We start from the raw sequence: 20,191 nt of genomic DNA on the forward strand, positions 1-20,191 counted from the left end.
AGAAAGCAGAACAAAAATGACAACAGAGTTGGCAATGGCACTAACCATTGTCAACTCTGTTGATTTCGTCGTCGGTCTTGAGCTGTGGCAACGACACATGATACCTTACGGCAAGAAACCTGATGGCACATGTGATGACGAAACTGAGCAGGGCTGTCAGCTGTATGGCCACATCCAGCTCCGACAGCCCCCAATATACAAAGCCGCCGGCGACGCTTGCCATGGCGTAAATCTCTTTTCGAAGTATCACGGGTTCGTTGTTGAGCAAGATATCGCGTATCACCCCACCGGCAGAACCCGTGATGCACCCCATTATTATTGCAACCCAAAACGGCTGCCCATAGTCGAGGCTTTTCTGTATGCCGGCTATGGTGAACAGCGCCAGGCCCAAGGTGTCGAACACAAACCAGGCATTCTGGAGCCGCTCCATGCGCTTGGAGCACAGTATCACCATGCACAATGCCAAAGCCGTACATATAATATATATGGGATTTGTCATCCAGAACGGCGTTGCCCCGAGCATAACGTCGCGTATCGTACCGCCGCCAATGGCCACGGCAATGCCACACACGTAGCCGCCAAACCAATCGAAATGCTTGGCCGCCGCATGCCTGATGCCGGAGATGGCAAAGGCAAAAGTACCCAGAAACTCGATGAGTTGCTGGGCAGTGGCTATGGTAACGTCGTCGTTCATCACCCTACCACATTGATGGGATCACCGTTGGCGAACGCCTTTATGTTTTCAACGGCCGTCTTCATCAATCGCCCACGGGCCTCGAGAGTGGCCCATGCCACGTGAGGAGTTATGAAAGCGTTAGGCGCATCAAACAGCGGGTTGTCGGCTGCCGGCGGTTCCTGGCACATCACATCGGCGCCATAACCGCCCAGTTGGCCGCTTTTCAGGGCGCAGGCCACATCATATTCGTTGACAAGCGGCCCCCTGCCGGTATTGATAAGTATAGCCCCGTGCTTCATCCTCTTTATGGTCTCGGCGTTTATCATCTCCCTTGTGTCGTCGTTGAGCGGGCAGTGCAAGGTAAGTATGTCGCTGACACCGAGAAGCCCTTCCAGCGTAGTCTTCTGTATGCCGTCGGGCAACGAGGCCGAATGCTTGCTTGTGCAAGCAAACACATCCATGCCGAAGTCGCGGGCTATGCGCGCCACTTTCTTGCCGATATGCCCAAGCCCGACTATTCCAATCGTCTTGCCAGCCAGCTCCGTCAGCTGGGTGTCCCAATAGCAAAAGTCGGCATTGCTGCTCCAGCGCCCCTTGCGGTTGGCCTCGGCATAGTGGGCCACACTGTTGGTTATGTTCAGAATGTGGGCAAACACCATCTGGGCCACACTGTCAGTACTGTATGCAGGGATATTGGTGACGCACACACCGTGCTCCTTGGCAGCCTTAATGTCAACCACATTGTATCCTGTGGCCAACACCCCGATATACTTCAGGTTTGGCAACTTGCCCATTGCATCGGCGTCGATTACCACCTTGTTGGTAAGCAGGGCGTCGGCATCCTTGCTCCGTTCCAGCAACTCATCGGCAGAGGTGCGCGGATATACCACCACCTCGCCCATCATTTCAAGCTCACCCCAAGACAAATCGCCGGGGTTGACCGTGTGTCCATCCAAAACAACAATCTTCATCTTCAAAAATAAAATTAGCGTTATTCCATAAATCGTTCTCCCCAGCAATCAATCATCCTCTTGATTAGCTTGTCCTCGTGAGGATTGTGCTGGCCATGCCACAAGCGTTCACGGCCGAGAGCGTCAGGCAGATACTGCTGCCGGGTGAAGTTGCCGGGATAGTCGTGGGGATATTTGTATCCGTCATGATAGCCCAGGTCTTTCATCAGCTTTGTCGGTGCGTTGCGCAAGTGTAGCGGCACGGGCTGGTTGCCTGTGCGCCTTACCACCTCCAAGGCCTTGTCTATGCCAAGGTAGGCAGAGTTGCTCTTTGCGCTCGTAGCCAGGTAGACGGTGGCTTCCGCCAGCGGTATCCTTCCCTCGGGCCACCCTATCTTCATCACCGCGTCGAAGGTGGCGTTAGCCAAAAGCAGCGCGTTGGGATTTGCCAGGCCTATGTCTTCGGCGGCACTTATCACCAGGCGGCGCGCGATGAACTTGGGGTCTTCGCCCCCTTCGATCATCCTCGCCAGCCAATACAGGGCCGCATCGGGGTCGCTTCCGCGTATGCTCTTGATGAACGCAGAGATGATGTCGTAGTGCATCTCTCCGTCCTTGTCGTAAGCCAGCGGGTTTTGCTGCAAGCGATTGACCACAATGTCGTCGGTGATGACCACCTCGTCGGTCGGCGAGGCTTCAACCACAAGCTCAAGTATGTTGAGCAGCTTGCGCGCATCGCCGCCGCTGTATCGAAACATGGCCCCCGTCTCTTTCAGTTCTATCTTCCGTTGCTTCAGCTCCACGTCCTTTGTTATGGCTCGGTTGACGAGCTCCATCAGGTCTGACTCGTCGAGCGGCTTGAGCACATATAGCTGGCAGCGCGACAGCAATGGCCTTATTACTTCAAAAGACGGGTTCTCGGTAGTTGCGCCGATGAGCGTTACCACCCCCTTCTCCACTGCCCCGAGCAGCGAGTCTTGCTGCGACTTGCTGAACCTGTGAATCTCGTCGATGAACAATATTGGCGAGGCCGAGTCGAAGAAACGGCTGCGGCCGGCCTTGTCGATGACCTCACGCACATCCTTAACGCCGCTGGTGACGGCGCTGAGCGTGAAGAAGGGCGTGTCGAGCCGGTTGGCTATTATCTGGGCGAGCGTGGTTTTCCCGACGCCCGGCGGGCCCCATAAAATGAACGACGGCACCCGCCCTGCGTCAATCATCTTGCGCAGCACGGCACCTTCTCCTACAAGATGCTTTTGCCCTATGTATTCATCGAGGGTGCGAGGCCTTAATCTCTCAGCTAATGGTTGTGACATAATCTGTCTACAAAGGTAATAATTTATATCGAATTATAAGCAGCATGAGAATATAAAAAAACGCTAAAAACATGTGACAACTTGCCATCGGCAAGCTTGCTGAAACCATGTGGCAGAACAGCAGCCACTGATGAGTAAAGTAATAAAAAGCGATTGGCGCCCCACTTTCTGGCCACTTGCATAACGCGCTGTGCCACAATGTATTGCCACCGGCACGATTAAGCCGCCCGGCGAGGGTCGTTTCGACGGCCCAAACAGCACGTATGGGGGTGCCGAACAAGCCGTTTTGGCCGGTGGCGACTGCCTTGCGGATGGTGGCCGCGGTCTGTGTAAAGTTATGTTACCGCCCTGCCCCGCCCCGCTCACGTGTAGACGCCACCGGCAAAGCTCTGCGACGGGGTAGCGGGAGAACAAAAAAATTTCAAGCAAAAACTTGTACATGACAAATAAAGTATTTACATTTGCAGCATCAAAAACCATACAGTAACACAGACAATGAAACAATCAGGAGCTAAAAAGGCACTCACTCTAAAGACATTGACCAAAAACAACGTTTGGGATTTGCAGGAAAACGACATTTTCCGAATGCTTGATGGCATCGACAAAGATGTCGACATGAAAGACAATCTGCGGCATTACACAGACTTGATGCGCGGAGCTTTCACCATAGAGGAAATAAAAGACGACTCGGCCCCTATAAAGAATAAATATGAAAAAATGGGCTATAAGGTCGGGCAAATCAGACTCGACGACAACTCAACTACTGTTTGGGCTGTGAAAAAGCGCCCGATCATGCGCGTGACCGACCTGACCTACGAGAACATACACCATATCTCCGCCGCCAAACTGATGGAGGTGCTCGACAGAAACTTCGGCGGCGGATGGGAATCATTGTCGCAGAGCATCAAAGACATCATCGAGAGCGGGTTCGACATCTCTACGACCACGCTCCCCAAAGACAGGCTCCATAAGCCCGGCGGCATGTTCGACAAGAAGGTGGCCGACGGCTACGAGGTGCTTGAGATAGCCAAAGGCACATGGGTAGAGGCCATTTTCGCGAAGGCCAAGCCCGAGATGGAGAAACCGCGCCTGCAATTCCAAAGCAAGGACGAAGACGAGATACCGGAAGACGACTACGACGACATGGACGAAGATGACGATGAGCCCGATGACCCGGACATGTTTGACGAAGACGACATCAACGAAGACAACTATCGGACGACGTTCGACATTGAGGCCGACCCCGACGAAGAAGCCGGCGACCTGTCAGATTTTGACCCCGAAGACTAAGCCTAACCATACGCCAACACGGGCCGGCAACAGTCCGGCCCGTGTGAAATACTACCTTTAGAAAGAACATACCCAATAACTTAAAACATTCACTTATTATGAACATTCCATCGGTATTTTGGATTATCCCGCTGGCATCAATATGTGCACTCGGGATGGCGTGGGTCTTCTTCCGCCAGATGATGAAAGAAGAAGAAGGAACGGCAAGGATGAAAGAGATTGCCGGTCATGTGAGACGCGGTGCCATGGCTTACCTGAAGCAGCAGTACAAAGTTGTGACGCTCGTATTCATCGTGCTCGCTCTCATCTTCGCATTTATGGCTTACGTGCTCCACGTTCAAAATCCATGGGTGCCTTTTGCATTCCTCACTGGCGGATTCTTCTCCGGCCTTGCCGGTTTCTTCGGCATGAAAACAGCCACTTACGCATCGGCACGCACTGCCAACGCCGCACGCTCTGGGCTCGACCGCGGCCTTAAGATTGCCTTCAGGAGCGGAGCTGTCATGGGACTTGTCGTGGTGGGACTGGGCCTGCTCGACATTGCCTTGTGGTTCATAGTGCTCAGCTATTTCTATAGCGGCGACCACATGGCCCTTGTCACTATAACGACCACGATGCTTACATTCGGCATGGGAGCGTCGACCCAGGCGCTGTTCGCCCGTGTGGGTGGCGGAATATATACCAAGGCAGCCGATGTGGGCGCCGACCTTGTGGGTAAGGTTGAGGCCAACATACCCGAGGACGACCCGCGAAACCCGGCCACCATTGCCGACAACGTGGGCGACAACGTGGGCGATGTGGCCGGCATGGGAGCCGACCTGTACGAAAGCTACTGCGGAAGCATACTGAGCACGGCTGCCATCGGCGCCACGGCCTTTGCCATCAATGCCGACATGCAGCTCAAGGCCGTCATTGCACCGATGATCATTGCCGCCGTGGGCATATTCCTGTCGCTGCTCGGAATATATCTTGTGCGCACAAAAGAAGGCGCGACGATGAAGGAACTGCTCCACTCGCTGAGCCTCGGAACCAACGTGGCGGCAGTGCTCATAGCCATAGCTACGTTCTGCATCCTTTACCTCATGCAGATTGAAAACTGGGTTGGCGTTTCGTTCTCGGTGCTGAGCGGACTTGCCGCCGGCGTGGTGATAGGCCAGGCTACAGAGTATTATACAAGCCATAGCTATAAGCCTACGCAGAAGATAGCCGAGGCTTCGCAGACCGGCCCTGCAACGGTAATCATCAAGGGAATAGGCACGGGCATGATATCAACCATGATTCCGGTGGTAACAATATCTGTGGCAATAATGCTGAGCTATCTTTTCGCCAACAACTTCGACCTCTCCATGAGTGCAGAAAGCATTTCGAAAGGCCTCTACGGCATTGGCATCGCCGCCGTGGGCATGCTCTCAACGCTTGGCATAACGCTGGCTACCGATGCTTATGGGCCCATTGCCGACAACGCCGGCGGCAACGCCGAGATGAGCGAACTGGGCGAAGAGGTAAGGCAACGCACCGACGCGCTCGACGCTCTGGGCAATACCACCGCCGCAACCGGCAAGGGCTTTGCCATTGGCAGTGCTGCGCTCACCGCTCTCGCCCTGCTCGCCTCTTATGTCGAGGAGATAAAAATAGCCATGCAGCGCGCTGTAAACGAAGGCCAGACCTTCATCGACAATGCCGGCAACATGTTCAACCCGTCTACTGCCAACATGATAGACTTCATGGATTTCTTCCAGGTCAACCTCATGAACCCCAAGGTGCTGGTGGGAGCCTTCATCGGTGGCATGGCGGCATTCCTGTTCTGTGGCCTGACAATGGGCGCCGTTGGCAGGGCCGCCCAGACTATGGTCAACGAAGTGCGCAGACAATTCAGCGAAATAAAAGGCATACTTGAAGGCAAGGCCACGCCCGACTACGGCCGCTGTGTGGAGATAAGCACACGCTCGGCGCAGCGCGAAATGGTTTTCCCGAGCCTCCTGGCCATCATCATCCCAATTGTCGTAGGCGTGCTGCTCGGCGTTGGCGGTGTAATGGGCCTGCTTGTTGGCGGTCTGACCACAGGCTTCACACTGGCTGTATTCATGGCCAACTCGGGCGGAGCTTGGGACAATGCCAAGAAGATGGTGGAGGAAGGGCATTTCGGCGGTAAGGGAACCGAATGCCATAAGGCCACGATTGTGGGCGACACCGTGGGCGATCCGTTCAAAGACACATCCGGTCCGTCGCTGAACATCCTCATCAAACTGATGTCGATGGTGAGCATCGTAATGGCCGGCCTTACGGTTGCATGCATCAAGCAATAACAAAAGACAATCCCCCTCGCACCATACATGTTGTTTCTGGCGACGAGGGGGATTGCCATTTCTTTATGTAACAAGCCTATTGACAGCCAATGCGGATATGACGTGGCATCCTGAATGGCGCAATCCACGCAGCCTACCAAGGCATGGCAGACAGAAGCGGCTGTGTCATTTGTTTACCGTCAAGTGGAAGCAGCCCTGCTTCACTTCATACTTGATGTAGCAACGGCCCCTCTCCCTGAAGTCGCGCAACACCTCGCTGAGCACCCATTTCAGCGTGTCGTTACGCACCTGCCGGCGCTCAGGGCCATCAGGGTCTTCTATTGTCTTGTATCGATTGTAGCAGATGTCGAAAGTGGTTCCATACAAATGGCAACTGTTTTCGGTTGCATTGCCGTTCCTTGTCCTCAGTTTCCTTACGTCTTCCTTGGTTCGGAGAACGCTCGTCACTATTATCTGGTGCAACGGTATCCCCTTGATGTAAAGGCTGTCGAAATAAGCCCTGCCTATATCCTGCAACAGAATAGCCGCCTTTGGCACAAGGTAAGGTATGCTGCTGTTCAACTTGTCTACATAAAAATAGGGATTGCTGCCCACATACACAAGCTCTTCCATCCTGTGCTCCGCTTCAGCGCGGTTGGTAACCGGCGGCACACCATTGTGCCTTGCCGCCACAAGCTGCACGTCGTTGTTGTCCGGAAATGTCTCGCGGAACGAAGGAACGCTGTAAATCCTGTTTTTCACCGGGGTGCCGTCCGGCCTCAAATACCGCCTGGCTATGGCTACATTTGTCATTGTGTCGGCCCGTACCACTGCGTCCACGCTGTCGGCCGGCTCGTCCACCTGCCCATGGGCATCGCCCGCATTTGGCTTGGCGACATCCGGAAAAACACAACGGACAACAGCCAGCACGGCCACAACACTCATAAACCCAAGTAGATATCTGTTTTTAGAAACCTTCATCAGTTGCTCAAACCATTGTTTACCGTGCAAAGATAACATTTTTATTCCAATTGAAATTATGGTTGGGGCAAAAATAGCATACACCATATTAATGCACCGGACAAAACTTGCCGGATGGATTCATTTTAACGGCAATGACACCGTTGCGCATTAAAAAGAGAATAAAAAATAGCAAGATATTAAAAAGTTTCTGTAATTTTGCAGATGGAAATAAAGGAAGCATAAAATTGATAGAGAAACATATCGTACTTGAGGACATTGACCCGGTGATATTCTACGGCGTGAACAACGTTCACCTGCAGATGATCAAGGCGCTTTTCCCTAAGCTTAGGATAGTAGGACGCGACAATGTCATACGCGTACTGGGCGACGAAGAACAGATGTGCGCCTTTGAAGATAACATCGAGGCAATGCGCAAGCACATCATAAAATTCAACTCTCTGCGGTCGGAAGACATCCTTGACATAGTCAATGGCCACAAGACCCAAGACGAGATACCCGAAGGGGTGTTAGTATATAGCGTAAGTGGCAGACCGGTGAAAGCGCGCAGCGAAAACCAGCAGAGGCTGATAGATGCCTACAACAAAAACGATATGGTGTTTGCCGTAGGGCCGGCCGGTACGGGAAAGACCTATCTCAGCATAGCCTTGGCAGTAAAGGCGCTGAAGGAGAAGGCCATCAAGAAGATTGTGCTCAGCCGGCCTGCCGTCGAAGCCGGCGAGAAACTGGGGTTCTTGCCCGGCGACATGAAAGACAAGATTGACCCTTACCTGCAACCACTATACGATGCACTGGAAGACATGATACCGGCGGCGCGCCTGCAGGACATGATGGAGAAGCACATAATCCAAATCGCCCCGCTTGCGTTCATGCGCGGAAGGACACTCAGCGACGCCGTGGTCATATTGGATGAAGCGCAGAACACCACACCGGCACAGATACGAATGTTCCTGACGCGAATGGGATGGAACACCAAGATGATAATCACCGGCGACTTGACACAGATAGATTTGCCACGCGAACAGTCTTGCGGACTGAAAGAGGCGCTCAACATACTGTCGAACATCGAAGGCATCGGGGTCGTGACACTCAACAAGAAAGACATCGTTCGCCACAAGCTCGTAACGCGGATAGTGAACGCTTACGAGGCGTTTGACAAGGCTAAAGAGAACAAAGAAACGAAACTTAAAAATAGCAACAATGAAAGCATTAACAAAAACTGATTTCCATTTTGAAGGCCAAAAGAGTGTTTATCACGGCAAAGTACGCGACGTGTACAATATAAACGATGACTTGATGGTCATGGTGGCTACGGACAGAATTTCAGCTTTCGATGTAGTACTCCCCAAAGGCATACCATTCAAGGGGCAAGTTCTTAACCAAATAGCAGCCAAGTTCCTTGACGCTACAAGCGACATCTGCCCAAACTGGAAACTTGCAACGCCCGACCCTATGGTGACTGTTGGGTTAAAGTGCGAAGGGTTTCGTGTCGAAATGATTATCCGTTCCATACTGACAGGGTCGGCATGGCGCGAATACAAGAAAGGCTGCAGGGAGATTTGTGGCGTCAAGCTGCCTGAGGGCATGAAAGAGAACCAGAGGTTCCCTGAACCCATAATAACCCCGACAACAAAGGCCGACGAAGGCCATGACCTCAACATATCAAAGGAAGAGATCATTGCACAGGGCATTATGAGCGCCGAAGACTATGCCGTTGTGGAAGACTATACAAGGAAACTCTTTAACAGAGGCCAGGAAATAGCTGTCAGGCAAGGGCTTATATTGGTTGACACTAAGTATGAGTTCGGCAAGAGAGACGGCAAAATATACCTCATCGACGAGATACACACACCCGACTCAAGCCGCTATTTCTACGCCGACGGGTACGAGGAGAAATTTGAGAAAGGCGAACCACAGCGCCAACTGTCAAAGGAGTTTGTACGCCAATGGCTCATAGAGCACAACTTCATGAACGAACCCGGACAGCAAATGCCTGAGATTACCGACGAATACGCTGCAAGCGTGAGCGACAGGTACATTGAGCTTTACGAGCATATCACCGGCGAGAAGTTTGACAAAGCTGCCGAAGAAGGTGATATTGCCGCACGCATAGAAAAGAACGTGAGCGCTTATCTCAAGACAAGATAAGCAGGCTCAGCACCCCTTTCCAAACATTCCCGTATATAATAATGTACAGACAAGAGGAGATAAAGCCGTATAGCGGACGTGAGAGCAAGGGCAAACAGGTCGAACAGATGTTCGACCAGATTGCCCACTCTTACGACGCCCTCAACCACCGCCTGTCATGGGACATTGACAAGTGTTGGCGACGCAAGGCCATATCGCAACTTAAGCCTTACGCCCCCGGCACAATACTCGACGTTGCAACAGGCACGGGAGACTTCGCTATACTCTCCGCAAAGATGCTTAACCCGTCGAAACTTGTCGGGATAGACCTGAGCGAAGGCATGATGGAGATAGGCCGCAACAAGGTGAAGCAACAAGGCTTGGACGGCACAATATCTTTCACAAAGGGCGACTGCATGCATTTGCCGTTTGGCGATGAAAGTTTCGATGCCGTCACGGCAGCCTTTGGCATCAGGAATTTCGAGGACTTGGAACAGGGACTGAGAGAGATGCAACGTGTGCTGAAGAAAGGCGGCGTGTTGTGCATCATCGAACTCACCACCCCGGTGAGCTTCCCAATGAAGCAACTATTCCGCGTCTATTCGCACACAATCCTCCCGATGTACGGAAGGATGATTTCTAAGGACGACAAAGCATACAGCTACCTGACGGCCACGATAGAGGCTTTCCCACAGGGGGAGACTATGATTGGCATACTCAAGGGCGCCGGCTTTACGTCTGCGTCGTTCAAGCGACTGACTTTTGGTATATGCACCATGTACATGGCTAAGAAATAAACAACAACGTTATGGATAAATATGGCCTCATAGGGTATCCGCTCGTACATTCGTTCTCAATAAGTTATTTCAACCAGAAATTCATCGACGAGAAGATAGATGCTGTTTATGAGAACTTCGAGATACCCACAATCGACTTGCTCCCGGAAGTCATTGATTCTAACCCTGACTTGCGCGGGCTCAACGTGACAATCCCATACAAGCAGAAAGTCATGCCTTTCCTCGACGCCATAAGCCAGGAGGCTATGGCCATCGGGGCTGTCAATGTAATCAAGGTGACAAGGGAAGGCGGCAAAAGCAGATTGAAAGGCTATAACTCCGATGTGATTGGATTTACCAAGAGCATAGAGTCAATGCTTGAGAAATTCCATAAGAAGGCATTGATACTCGGAACGGGGGGCGCCTCAAAAGCCGTGGACTACGGGTTGAAATCCCTCGGCCTGGAAACAGTGTTTGTCAGCAGATACCAACGTCCGGGCACCATTCAGTATGAGGACATAACACCCGACATAATAAAGGAGTACAACGTAATAGTCAACTGTACTCCGTGCGGCATGTATCCCCACACGGAAGAGTGCCCCAAACTGCCCTACGAAGCCATGGACAACCGTACAATCCTATATGACTTGATATACAATCCCGACACCACTTTGTTCATGAAGAAAGGTGCCGAGCATGGCGCAAACACAAAGAACGGGCTCGAGATGCTGCTGCTGCAGGCCTTTGCCAGCTGGGACTTCTGGCACGGCAAGGAACAGGACTGACCATAAGCCGGCCCGGCCGACAAATAACAATACACAAATTAAGGTATATGGAGAATAGCAACCGATACATGATGCGCGGTGTCAGCGCCGCAAAGGAAGATGTTCACAACGCGATAAAGAATATAGACAAGGGCATCTTCCCGCAAGCATTTTGCAAGATAATACCCGACATACTGGGTGGCGACCCTGAATATTGCAACATAATGCATGCCGACGGGGCCGGAACAAAATCGTCGTTGGCCTACGCATATTGGAAAGAGACTGGCGACCTCGGAGTTTGGAAAGGCATTGCGCAAGACTCACTCATAATGAACACCGACGACCTGTTGTGTGTCGGTGCCGTCGACAACATATTAGTGTCAAGCACAATCGGCCGCAACAAGATTCTCGTGCCGGGCGAAGTAATCTCGGCAATCATCAACGGCACCGACGAACTGCTCAAGCAGATGAGGGAGATGGGAATCGGAATATACGCAACCGGAGGCGAAACGGCCGACGTGGGCGACCTTGTGCGCACCATCGTCGTAGACACCACGGTGACATGCAGAATGAAGCGGAGCGACGTGATAAACAATGCCAACATCCGTCCGGGCGACGTCATTGTCGGACTGGCTTCTTTCGGCAAGGCCACATACGAAGACAGGTATAACGGCGGCATGGGAAGCAACGGACTGACAAGCGCCCGCCACGACGTGTTTGCTAAATACCTGGCAGAGAAATACCCCGAGACCTACGACCATGCGGTGCCGTCCTACCTAGTGTACAGCGGCCACTACCACCTGGACCAAAGGATAGACGGCCTGGATGTCGACGCCGGGCAGCTTGTGCTGTCGCCAACGCGCACCTACGCCCCCGTCATTAAGAGGATACTCGACAAGCACCGCCACGACATCCACGGCATGGTGCATTGCACTGGAGGGGCCCAAACCAAGGTCCTGCACTTTGTCGGCGACAACTGCCATGTGGTGAAAGACAACATGTTTGCCGTACCGCCATTGTTCAGCATCATTAGAGAAGAAAGCGGAACCGACTGGAAGGAGATGTACAAGGTGTTCAACATGGGGCACAGGATGGAAATATATGTAAGCGAAGAGCTTGCAGACGACATCATCTCAATAAGCCGGCAGTTCGGCATAGAGGCACAGGTGGTGGGCCATATCGAAGAGGGAAGGAAGAGCCTTACGATAAAGAGCGAGTTTGGAACATTTGAATACGACTGACATATATGCCAGAAAACAATAGCATACTTGAGAAACTTGACGGATTGGTGAGCAGGTACGAGGAGGTGGCAACGCTCATCACCGACCCTGCCGTCATTGCCGACCAGGAACGATACGTCAAGCTCACACGCGAATACAAGGAACTGGGCGACATCATGGATGCCCGAAAGCGTTACGTGGCGTGCCTTAACTCCATAGCCGAAGCAAAAGACATACTGGCCAACGAGAGCGACCCAGAAATGAAGGAGATGGCCAGGGAGGAGCTCTCGGCAAACGAAGCGCTGCAGCCGAAAATTGAAGATGAGATAAAGATGGCCCTTGTTCCCAAAGACCCGGAGGACGCAAAGAACGTGCAAATGGAAATAAGGGCCGGTACGGGAGGCGACGAGGCCGCCTTGTTTGCAGGCGACTTGTTCCAGATGTACAAGAAGTTTTGCGACTCAAAAGGTTGGTCGTTGGCCATAACGAGTGTCAGTGAAGGGGCTGTCGGCGGATTCAAGGAAATAGACTTTGCCGTCAGCGGCGACAACGTTTACGGCACATTGAAATATGAGTCTGGTGTGCACCGCGTGCAGCGCGTGCCGGCCACCGAGACCCAGGGACGCATGCACACCAGCGCAGCCACTGTGGCCGTGCTCCCTGAAGCCGACCGGTTTGAAGTGAACATAAACGAAGGTGACATCAAGTGGGACACATTCAGGAGCTCGGGCGCAGGAGGACAGAATGTCAACAAGGTGGAATCGGGTGTCAGGCTGCGGTATCCGTGGAAGAACCCGAATACCGGCGAGACGGAGGAAATACTGATAGAGTGCACCGAGACGCGCGACCAACCCAAGAACAAGGAGCGCGCCCTGTCGAGATTGCGCACATTCATATATGACCGCGAGCACCAGAAATACATAGACGACATAGCAAACCGCCGCAAGACGCTTGTGTCGACAGGCGACAGAAGCGCAAAGATACGTACTTACAACTTTCCGCAAGGCCGTGTCACCGACCACAGGATTGGATATACCACCCACGACTTGCAGGGATTTTTGGGCGGCGACATACAGGCACTCATCGATGCACTGACTGTTGCCGAAAACGCTGAGCGAATGAAAGACAACGAACTATAAACATCAATATCCGACAAACGCCATGAACAGAAAAGAACTGACAGAGCAGATTTTCAAGAAAAAGACATTCTTGTGTGTCGGCCTTGACACTGACATAAGCAAGATTCCAAGCCATCTGCTGGCAGACGACGACCCTATATTTGCATTCAACAAAGCCATTGTCGACGCAACCGCACCTTACTGTGTGGCATACAAGCCCAACCTTGCATTCTACGAATCGGCAGGACTGAAAGGCATGGCTTCATTCGAGAAGACGGTGGGCTACATCAAGGAATCATACCCCCACCACTTCATCATTGCCGACGCCAAGCGCGGAGACATAGGAAACACTTCGGCCATGTATGCCAGGACATTCTTTGGCGAGTATGATGTCGACGCCCTGACCGTGGCGCCATACATGGGTGAAGACAGTGTCACGCCGTTCCTCACCTACGAAGGCAAGTGGGTGATACTGCTTGCACTGACAAGCAACAAGGGCTCGCACGACTTCCAGATGACACCCTTTGCCAACGGAGAGCGTCTGTTTGAGAGCGTGCTGAAGACCTCGCAAAAATGGGGCGACGACCAGAACATGATGTATGTGGTAGGCGCAACCCAGGGCAGGATGTTTGAAGACATACGCAAGGTGGCCCCCACCCACTTCCTGCTCGTTCCCGGCGTTGGCGCCCAGGGAGGCAGTCTGCAGGAGGTGTGCAAATACGGCATGACCAAAGACTGCGGCCTGCTGGTGAATTCATCGAGGGGAATAATATATGCGGGCAGCGGCGAGGACTTTGCGGCCACGGCTGCCGAAAAGGCCCGCGAGCTGCAGGCAGAGATGGAAACGGAGCTGGCCCGGCTGTGAGCGGCAGCATTAGCCTGCACCAACATTGATCAGACATGCGACAAAAGAAGGAGCCTGCCGACTCCTTCTTTTGTAATGCAAAAGGAAAGAATGGCACAAGCGCGATAACGATATCATTTACAACTACTTACAAACGGGCCCTCGTTAAGTGCCGAAATGGCCCTTGCGGCCACCTCATACAGCCCGTTTCACGATTCAATATGGCCTGTTTCGGCTTGCCTTACAACAGCCGGGGGCCCATGCCCCACCCTTTTGTAACGAAAAATGCGCCCCACATGCCTGCATGGAGCGGTAGCGGCAGCCGCTGGCAAGCATGGCCCAAGTGGCGGCATACGGCAATCCTGCCGACGGTGCAGGCACAAGGAATGATTTGAACATATAACCCACATGAACGACTACAAGATAATCAACGACCCTGTTTTCGGGTTCATAAAGATTCCGCGCGGACTGCTTCTCAACATAGTGCAGCATCCGCTCATGCAGAGGCTGACGCGGATAAACCAACTCGGCTTGGCTTCTGTGGTCTATCCGGGGGCAAGGCATTCACGTTTCCAACACTCGATAGGGGCGTTACACTTGATGAGCGAGGCCATTGCCACACTGAGGCAAAAGGGCAACTTCATTTTCGACAGCGAGGCAGAGGCCGTCGAGGCGGCAATACTGATGCACGACATAGGGCACGGCCCGTTCAGCCATGTGCTTGAACACACACTGTTCAAGGGCATATCCCACGAAGAGATATCGCTGATGATGATGGGAAAGATAAACCATGAGCTGGGCGACCAGCTTAACCTGGCCATAAAGATATTCAAGAACGAATACCCCAAGAACTACCTGCACCAACTCATCAGCAGCCAGCTCGACATGGACAGGCTCGACTACCTGCGGCGCGACAGTTTCTTTACAGGTGTCAACGAGGGCAACATCGGCAGTGCGCGCATAATAAAGATGCTGAACGTGCATGACGACAACCTCGTGGTGGAGCACAAAGGCATATTTTCAATAGAAAACTACCTCACCTCGCGCAGGCTGATGTACTGGCAAGTCTATCTCCACAAGACAGCCGTCGGCTACGAGAGCGTGCTCATCAGCGCCCTCAACAGGGCCAAGGCCCTGGCACGCAGCGGTTGCACTGTGTTTGCGCCGCCGTCATTGAAGTTCTTTCTCGACAATGACGTTGATGCCAAATGGTTCGACGAACACCCGGAAACGATTGATGTCTATCGCGAACTCGACGACAATGACATATGGTGCGCCCTGAAGGTGTGGATGCACCATGACGACAAGATTCTGTCGACCCTTGCCGACAACATGGTCAACCGGCACATCTTCAAGGTCGAGGTAAGCGACACCCCGTTCAGTGAAGAATATGTTGAAGAAATATCACAACATGTAAGCGGCCACCTTGGCATCGACAAGAATGACTCCAAATACTTTGTCGTGGTCAACACAATACAGAAAGACATGTACGACATGGACGACGACAACATAACCATAATGTATGACGACGGAACAACCAAAGACATTTCAAAGGCTTCCGAACTGCTCAATGTCGAGCTGCTTTCTAAAAAAATAAGAAAATATTACCTCTGTTATCAACGTATCTAAATAAATATTGCTATATTTGCAGAATTAATTAGGCCAATATAACTATTAAGATGGAATTTACAGCGAAACAAATTGCAAGTTACATCGGCGGAAAAGTGGAGGGCGACGACAATGCCACCGTCAATACTTTTGCCAAGATTGAAGAGGGCAAGGCGGGAGCGATATCGTTTCTTTCCAACCCCAAATACATTCACTATATTTATGACACAGAATCAAGCATAGTGCTGATAGACAACAGCATGGAGCTTGACAAGCCCGTAAAGGCCACACTCATCAGGGTAGACAATGCCTACGAGTGCGTTGCCAAGCTGTTGCAACTGTACGAGTCGGCCAAGCCAAAGAAGAAAGGCATCGACCCGCTGGCATCAATCTCGCCGTCGGCAACAGTCGGCAACGACGTTTACATTGGTGCCTTTGCTTGCATAGGCGACGGCGCCACCATAGGCGACGGCACCCAAATCTACCCCCATGCCGTGGTTGGCGACGGGGTCACGGTGGGCAGCGGATGCATAATATATCCCAATGTCACGATATACCAGGGATGCCAGCTTGGCAACAATGTAGTGGTGCATGCCGGCGCAGTGATAGGCGCCGACGGATTCGGCTTCGCCCCCAACACCGAGTGCTATGACAAGATACCCCAAATAGGCATTGTCACGATTGAAGACAATGTAGAGATAGGCGCCAACACCTGCATAGACCGCTCAACCATGGGCAGCACGGTGATACGCAAGGGCGTTAAGCTCGACAACTTGATACAAGTGGCTCACAATGTCGAGATTGGCGAGAATACGGTGATGTCTGCACAAGTGGGCATAGCCGGCAGCACAAAAGTTGGAGCTTGGTGCATGTTCGGCGGCCAGGTGGGCTTAGCCGGGCACATTCATATTGGCGACAAAACATTCCTTGGCGCCCAGTCGGGAGTTCCCGGCAACATCAAAGGCAACCAGACGCTCATCGGTACGCCGCCGATGGAACCCAAGGCTTACTTCAAGTCGCAGGCCATCTTCCGCAAATTGCCTGAACTTTACAAAGAGATAAATGAACTGAAGAAACAAGTAGATGAACTAAAAAACAAATAAAATCAACGTATGATGAAACAGATGACGCTGAAGGGCAGTTTCTCGCTCTGTGGCAAAGGGCTGCATACAGGACTCAGTCTGACGGTTACATTCAACCCGGCTCCCGAAAATACAGGTTATAAAATACAACGCATCGACCTTGAGGGCATGCCAACCATCGACGCTGTGGCTGAAAACGTGGTCGATACGCAACGTGGCACCGTGCTTGGCAAAGGCGATGTGAGGGTGTCTACAGTTGAACACGGACTTGCAGCGCTCTATGCACTGGGCATAGACAACTGCCTCATACAGGTTAACGGGCCGGAATTCCCCATCCTCGACGGCAGCGCCGCAATGTACATTGACAAAATCAACGAGGTCGGCATAGAGGAGCTGAACGCCCCGAAAGACTGGTACGTGATCAGAAAAAAGATTGAAGTAAAAGACGAAGAGAGCGGTTCGTGCATAACAATCTTGCCCGACGACGAATTCAGCCTTACGGCCATGTGCTCCTTCAACTCAAAGTTCATTAACAGCCAGTTTGCAACTCTCGACAAGGTCGAGGATTTCTCGAAGGAGATTGCCCCTGCGCGCACATTTGTGTTCGTACGCGACATTGAGCCGCTGCTTAAGGCAAGTCTCATCAAGGGTGGCGACCTTGACAACGCCATCGTCATATACGAAAAGCAGATTTCACAAGAGCAACTTGACAAATTGGCCGACATGCTCCATGTAGAGCACCGCGACGCCACCGAGCTTGGCTACATACAGCACAAGCCCCTGGTGTGGGAAAACGAATGCACACGCCACAAGCTGCTTGACATTATAGGCGACATGGCCCTGATAGGAAAGCCCATCAAAGGACGCATAATAGCCACGAGGCCCGGCCACACCATCAACAACAAGTTTGCACGCCAGATGCGTCGCGACATACGCAAGCACGAGATACAGGCACCTATTTACAATCCGAACGAGGAGCCTATAATGGACATCAACAGGATAAGGGAGCTACTGCCCCACCGCTATCCCATGCAGCTTGTCGACAAAGTCATCTATCTCGGCGCAACAAGCATCGTTGGCGTCAAGAACATCACCAGCAACGAGCCGTTCTTCCAGGGCCACTTCCCGCAGGAACCTGTCATGCCGGGTGTCCTTCAGATTGAAGCGATGGCGCAATGTGGCGGACTGTTGGTACTCAACACGGTTGATGAGCCGGAGCGTTGGTCGACATATTTCATGAAGATTGACGACGTCAAGTTCCGCCAGAAAGTCGTTCCGGGCGACACACTGCTGTTTAAAGTCGACTTGCTCGCCCCTGTGCGCCATGGCGTATCGTCAATGAAGGGCTACGGCTTCGTGGGAGAGCGCGTTGTCGTTGAAGCCACTTTCACGGCCCAAATCGTTAAGAACAAATAAGCACCAAGCACATGAACATAATAAGCCCAATGGCTTTCGTTGACCCGGAAGCTAAATTAGGAGACAACAATGTCATCGGACCGTTCTGCTTTATCGACAAGAATGTGGTTATAGGCAACAACAACAAGCTCTATAACAGCGTTACCATACACACAGGGGCACGCATTGGCGACAACAATGAGTTCTTCCCGGGGGCAAGCATAAGCACAAAGCCGCAAGACCTGAAATACAAAGGTGAAGATACTCTCTGTGAGATTGGCAACAACAACAGCATCAGGGAGACCGTCACCATAAGCCGCGGCACTGCCAGCAAGGGCAAGACAACCATTGGCTCAGGCTGCCTGCTCATGGAAAACGTGCACATCGCCCACGACTGTGTCATAGGCAACGGCTTGATAATGGGCAACTCCACCAAGATGGCCGGCGAGGTGGTCATTGACGACAATGCCATTATCAGCGCAACAGTGCTGTGCCATCAGTTCTGCCGGATAGGAGGTTATGTCATGATTCAGGGCGGTTGCCGCTTCAGCCAAGACATCCCTCCATTCATAATTGCAGGAAAAGAGCCCACAAGATACTGCGGAATAAACATCATAGGGCTACGTCGTAGAGGGTTTAGCAATGAGGCTATAGAAACAATCCACGACACCTACCGCATCATTTATGCCAACGGCATAATCAAAGATGGCATTCAGGAGGCACGCGCAAAGTATCCAGGAGTAAAAGAAGTAGAATATATCTGCACGTTCATAGAGAATTCCAAACGCGGAATAATCAGGTAATGGACACGCTAATAGTAGTCACAGGCCCAACAGCTGTTGGTAAGACAGAGTTATGCTTGGAGATTGCCAGCAAGTACAACATACCGATCATAAGCGCCGACTCACGGCAAATGTATGATGGTATGCGCATCGGCACAGCTGCCCCGACCGCTGAGCAACTGCAGGCGGTGAGGCATTACTTCATCGGTAACCTGAAACTCGCCGACTACTATAATGCCGCCATGTACGAGCAAGATGTAATCAGTTTGTTAGGCAGGCTCTTCAGGCAAGGACATGAAGCCCTTGGTGCCAAACACGGAGCCAAAGCCCTGATGACAGGAGGGAGCATGATGTACATCGATGCCGTTTGCAACGGCATCGATGACATCCCCACCATCGAAGCCGGTATACGCTCAATGATGAAAGAACGTCTGGAAAAAGAAGGCTTGGATGCCTTGTGCAAAGAGTTAGAAAAGCTTGACCCACAATACTATGAAATAGTAGACAAAAGAAATGTCCGCCGTGTTTTGCATGGCTTGGAGATATGCATACAAACCGGAAAACCTTATTCTTCATTCAGAACAAGCGTGACAAAGAAGCGCAATTTCAATGTGGTAAAGATTGTGTTGAACCGCCCGCGTGAAGAATTATATACGAGAATAAATGACCGAGTAGACAAAATGATGGATGCGGGATTGCTCGATGAAGCCAAGGCCCTCTATCCTTTCAAGGATTCAAACGCATTAAACACTGTCGGATACAAGGAACTCTTCGCTTACATCGAAGGCAAATACACGCTCGACGAGGCTGTCGAGCGCATAAAGGGCAACACAAGGCGGTATGCACGGAAACAACTGACGTGGTTTAAAAAGTACGACGATGCCCATTGGTATAACCCTGACGACAAAGACGCTATAATGCAATACATTTCTCAAATATGAACAGGACAAAGAATAAAAGTAATGCAGTAAGACGCT

General features: G+C 52.0%; 18 protein-coding genes. 14 read left to right on the top strand and 4 right to left on the bottom strand.

The features are described from left to right. Positions 1–40 precede the first annotated feature (40 nt). Genes H6B30_RS09635 through H6B30_RS09645 form a run of 3 tightly spaced genes read right to left on the bottom strand, consistent with a single transcriptional unit; the run spans position 41 to position 2,942 of the window. Positions 41–694 (bottom strand): trimeric intracellular cation channel family protein, encoded by a 654-nt coding sequence (locus H6B30_RS09635; protein WP_205110020.1) that lies wholly within the window; start codon positions 692–694, stop codon positions 41–43. Then, positions 694–1,647 carry a D-2-hydroxyacid dehydrogenase gene (locus H6B30_RS09640; protein ID WP_205110022.1) on the bottom strand — a complete coding sequence of 318 codons (954 nt, stop codon included), beginning with the start codon at positions 1,645–1,647 and terminating at the stop codon, positions 694–696. Before H6B30_RS09640 ends, H6B30_RS09635 begins: the two co-directional genes overlap by 1 nt. Before the next feature lie 20 nt (positions 1,648–1,667). Next, complete coding sequence (locus H6B30_RS09645; RefSeq protein ID WP_205110024.1) at positions 1,668–2,942, bottom strand: replication-associated recombination protein A; 1,275 nt, start codon at positions 2,940–2,942, stop codon at positions 1,668–1,670. 495 nt (positions 2,943–3,437) lie between these two features. Here H6B30_RS09645 and H6B30_RS09650 point away from each other — a divergent pair, with 495 nt between their 5' ends. Both H6B30_RS09650 and H6B30_RS09655 read left to right on the top strand, forming a co-directional pair. Then, entirely contained in the window at positions 3,438–4,232 is a 795-nt protein-coding gene (locus tag H6B30_RS09650; protein ID WP_205110026.1) for a hypothetical protein, read from the top strand. Positions 4,233–4,330: 98 nt separating this feature from the next. After that, positions 4,331–6,538, top strand: a complete 2,208-nt coding sequence (locus H6B30_RS09655) for a sodium-translocating pyrophosphatase (protein WP_205110028.1) — start codon at positions 4,331–4,333, stop codon at positions 6,536–6,538. Between the two features lie 165 nt (positions 6,539–6,703). On the opposite strand, the gene H6B30_RS09660 is transcribed toward H6B30_RS09655, so the two are convergent. Then, a complete protein-coding gene (locus H6B30_RS09660) occupies positions 6,704–7,462 on the bottom strand; it encodes a DUF5715 family protein (RefSeq protein WP_439116966.1) in 759 nt (252 codons plus the stop codon). Between the two features lie 263 nt (positions 7,463–7,725). Between H6B30_RS09660 and H6B30_RS09665 the strand changes: the two genes are divergently transcribed. From H6B30_RS09665 to miaA, 12 genes are all read left to right on the top strand, one after another. Beyond that, entirely contained in the window at positions 7,726–8,721 is a 996-nt protein-coding gene (locus H6B30_RS09665) for a PhoH family protein (RefSeq protein WP_205110030.1), read from the top strand. Beyond that, positions 8,699–9,646 carry a phosphoribosylaminoimidazolesuccinocarboxamide synthase gene (locus tag H6B30_RS09670; protein WP_205110032.1) on the top strand — a complete coding sequence of 316 codons (948 nt, stop codon included), beginning with the start codon at positions 8,699–8,701 and terminating at the stop codon, positions 9,644–9,646. The genes H6B30_RS09665 and H6B30_RS09670 overlap by 23 nt, the downstream gene beginning before the upstream one ends. A 41-nt stretch (positions 9,647–9,687) precedes the next feature. Beyond that, positions 9,688–10,422, top strand: a complete 735-nt coding sequence (ubiE, locus tag H6B30_RS09675; RefSeq protein ID WP_205110034.1) for a bifunctional demethylmenaquinone methyltransferase/2-methoxy-6-polyprenyl-1,4-benzoquinol methylase UbiE — start codon at positions 9,688–9,690, stop codon at positions 10,420–10,422. Positions 10,423–10,433: 11 nt separating this feature from the next. Then, entirely contained in the window at positions 10,434–11,186 is a 753-nt protein-coding gene (locus H6B30_RS09680) for a shikimate dehydrogenase family protein (protein ID WP_205110036.1), read from the top strand. Between the two features lie 47 nt (positions 11,187–11,233). Then, positions 11,234–12,406 (top strand): AIR synthase-related protein, encoded by a 1,173-nt coding sequence (locus H6B30_RS09685; RefSeq protein WP_205110038.1) that lies wholly within the window; start codon positions 11,234–11,236, stop codon positions 12,404–12,406. Positions 12,407–12,411: 5 nt separating this feature from the next. Then, complete coding sequence (gene prfA / locus H6B30_RS09690) at positions 12,412–13,524, top strand: peptide chain release factor 1 (protein WP_205110040.1); 1,113 nt, start codon at positions 12,412–12,414, stop codon at positions 13,522–13,524. Positions 13,525–13,546: 22 nt separating this feature from the next. After that, a complete protein-coding gene (pyrF, locus tag H6B30_RS09695; RefSeq protein ID WP_205110042.1) occupies positions 13,547–14,368 on the top strand; it encodes an orotidine-5'-phosphate decarboxylase in 822 nt (273 codons plus the stop codon). Between the two features lie 387 nt (positions 14,369–14,755). After that, positions 14,756–15,976, top strand: a complete 1,221-nt coding sequence (locus tag H6B30_RS09700; protein ID WP_205110044.1) for an HD domain-containing protein — start codon at positions 14,756–14,758, stop codon at positions 15,974–15,976. Between the two features lie 50 nt (positions 15,977–16,026). After that, a complete protein-coding gene (gene lpxD, locus H6B30_RS09705) occupies positions 16,027–17,058 on the top strand; it encodes a UDP-3-O-(3-hydroxymyristoyl)glucosamine N-acyltransferase (RefSeq protein WP_205110046.1) in 1,032 nt (343 codons plus the stop codon). Positions 17,059–17,067: 9 nt separating this feature from the next. Next, positions 17,068–18,453 (top strand): bifunctional UDP-3-O-[3-hydroxymyristoyl] N-acetylglucosamine deacetylase/3-hydroxyacyl-ACP dehydratase, encoded by a 1,386-nt coding sequence (locus H6B30_RS09710; RefSeq protein ID WP_205110049.1) that lies wholly within the window; start codon positions 17,068–17,070, stop codon positions 18,451–18,453. An 11-nt stretch (positions 18,454–18,464) separates the two neighbouring features. Further along, positions 18,465–19,235, top strand: a complete 771-nt coding sequence (lpxA, locus tag H6B30_RS09715; RefSeq protein ID WP_205110051.1) for an acyl-ACP--UDP-N-acetylglucosamine O-acyltransferase — start codon at positions 18,465–18,467, stop codon at positions 19,233–19,235. Then, entirely contained in the window at positions 19,235–20,155 is a 921-nt protein-coding gene (miaA, locus tag H6B30_RS09720; protein WP_205110053.1) for a tRNA (adenosine(37)-N6)-dimethylallyltransferase MiaA, read from the top strand. Before lpxA ends, miaA begins: the two co-directional genes overlap by 1 nt. Positions 20,156–20,191: the final 36 nt, after the last annotated feature.

This window comes from Marseilla massiliensis (genome assembly GCF_016899955.1).
In the GTDB taxonomy this organism is placed as follows: Bacteria; Bacteroidota; Bacteroidia; order Bacteroidales; family Bacteroidaceae; genus Prevotella; species Prevotella intestinigallinarum.

Excerpts from the sequence above, each read along its gene's own strand:
- H6B30_RS09635 (WP_205110020.1), bottom strand. The coding sequence starts at position 694 with ATGAACGACGACGTTACCATAGCCACTGCCCAGCAACTCATCGAGTTT.
- H6B30_RS09640 (WP_205110022.1), bottom strand. The coding sequence starts at position 1,647 with ATGAAGATTGTTGTTTTGGATGGACACACGGTCAACCCCGGCGATTTG.
- H6B30_RS09645 (WP_205110024.1), bottom strand. The coding sequence starts at position 2,942 with ATGTCACAACCATTAGCTGAGAGATTAAGGCCTCGCACCCTCGATGAA.
- H6B30_RS09650 (WP_205110026.1), top strand. The coding sequence starts at position 3,438 with ATGAAACAATCAGGAGCTAAAAAGGCACTCACTCTAAAGACATTGACC.
- H6B30_RS09655 (WP_205110028.1), top strand. The coding sequence starts at position 4,331 with ATGAACATTCCATCGGTATTTTGGATTATCCCGCTGGCATCAATATGT.
- H6B30_RS09660 (WP_439116966.1), bottom strand. The coding sequence starts at position 7,462 with ATGAGTGTTGTGGCCGTGCTGGCTGTTGTCCGTTGTGTTTTTCCGGAT.
- H6B30_RS09670 (WP_205110032.1), top strand. The coding sequence starts at position 8,699 with ATGAAAGCATTAACAAAAACTGATTTCCATTTTGAAGGCCAAAAGAGT.
- ubiE (WP_205110034.1), top strand. The coding sequence starts at position 9,688 with ATGTACAGACAAGAGGAGATAAAGCCGTATAGCGGACGTGAGAGCAAG.
- H6B30_RS09680 (WP_205110036.1), top strand. The coding sequence starts at position 10,434 with ATGGATAAATATGGCCTCATAGGGTATCCGCTCGTACATTCGTTCTCA.
- H6B30_RS09685 (WP_205110038.1), top strand. The coding sequence starts at position 11,234 with ATGGAGAATAGCAACCGATACATGATGCGCGGTGTCAGCGCCGCAAAG.
- prfA (WP_205110040.1), top strand. The coding sequence starts at position 12,412 with ATGCCAGAAAACAATAGCATACTTGAGAAACTTGACGGATTGGTGAGC.
- pyrF (WP_205110042.1), top strand. The coding sequence starts at position 13,547 with ATGAACAGAAAAGAACTGACAGAGCAGATTTTCAAGAAAAAGACATTC.
- H6B30_RS09700 (WP_205110044.1), top strand. The coding sequence starts at position 14,756 with ATGAACGACTACAAGATAATCAACGACCCTGTTTTCGGGTTCATAAAG.
- lpxD (WP_205110046.1), top strand. The coding sequence starts at position 16,027 with ATGGAATTTACAGCGAAACAAATTGCAAGTTACATCGGCGGAAAAGTG.
- H6B30_RS09710 (WP_205110049.1), top strand. The coding sequence starts at position 17,068 with ATGATGAAACAGATGACGCTGAAGGGCAGTTTCTCGCTCTGTGGCAAA.
- lpxA (WP_205110051.1), top strand. The coding sequence starts at position 18,465 with ATGAACATAATAAGCCCAATGGCTTTCGTTGACCCGGAAGCTAAATTA.
- miaA (WP_205110053.1), top strand. The coding sequence starts at position 19,235 with ATGGACACGCTAATAGTAGTCACAGGCCCAACAGCTGTTGGTAAGACA.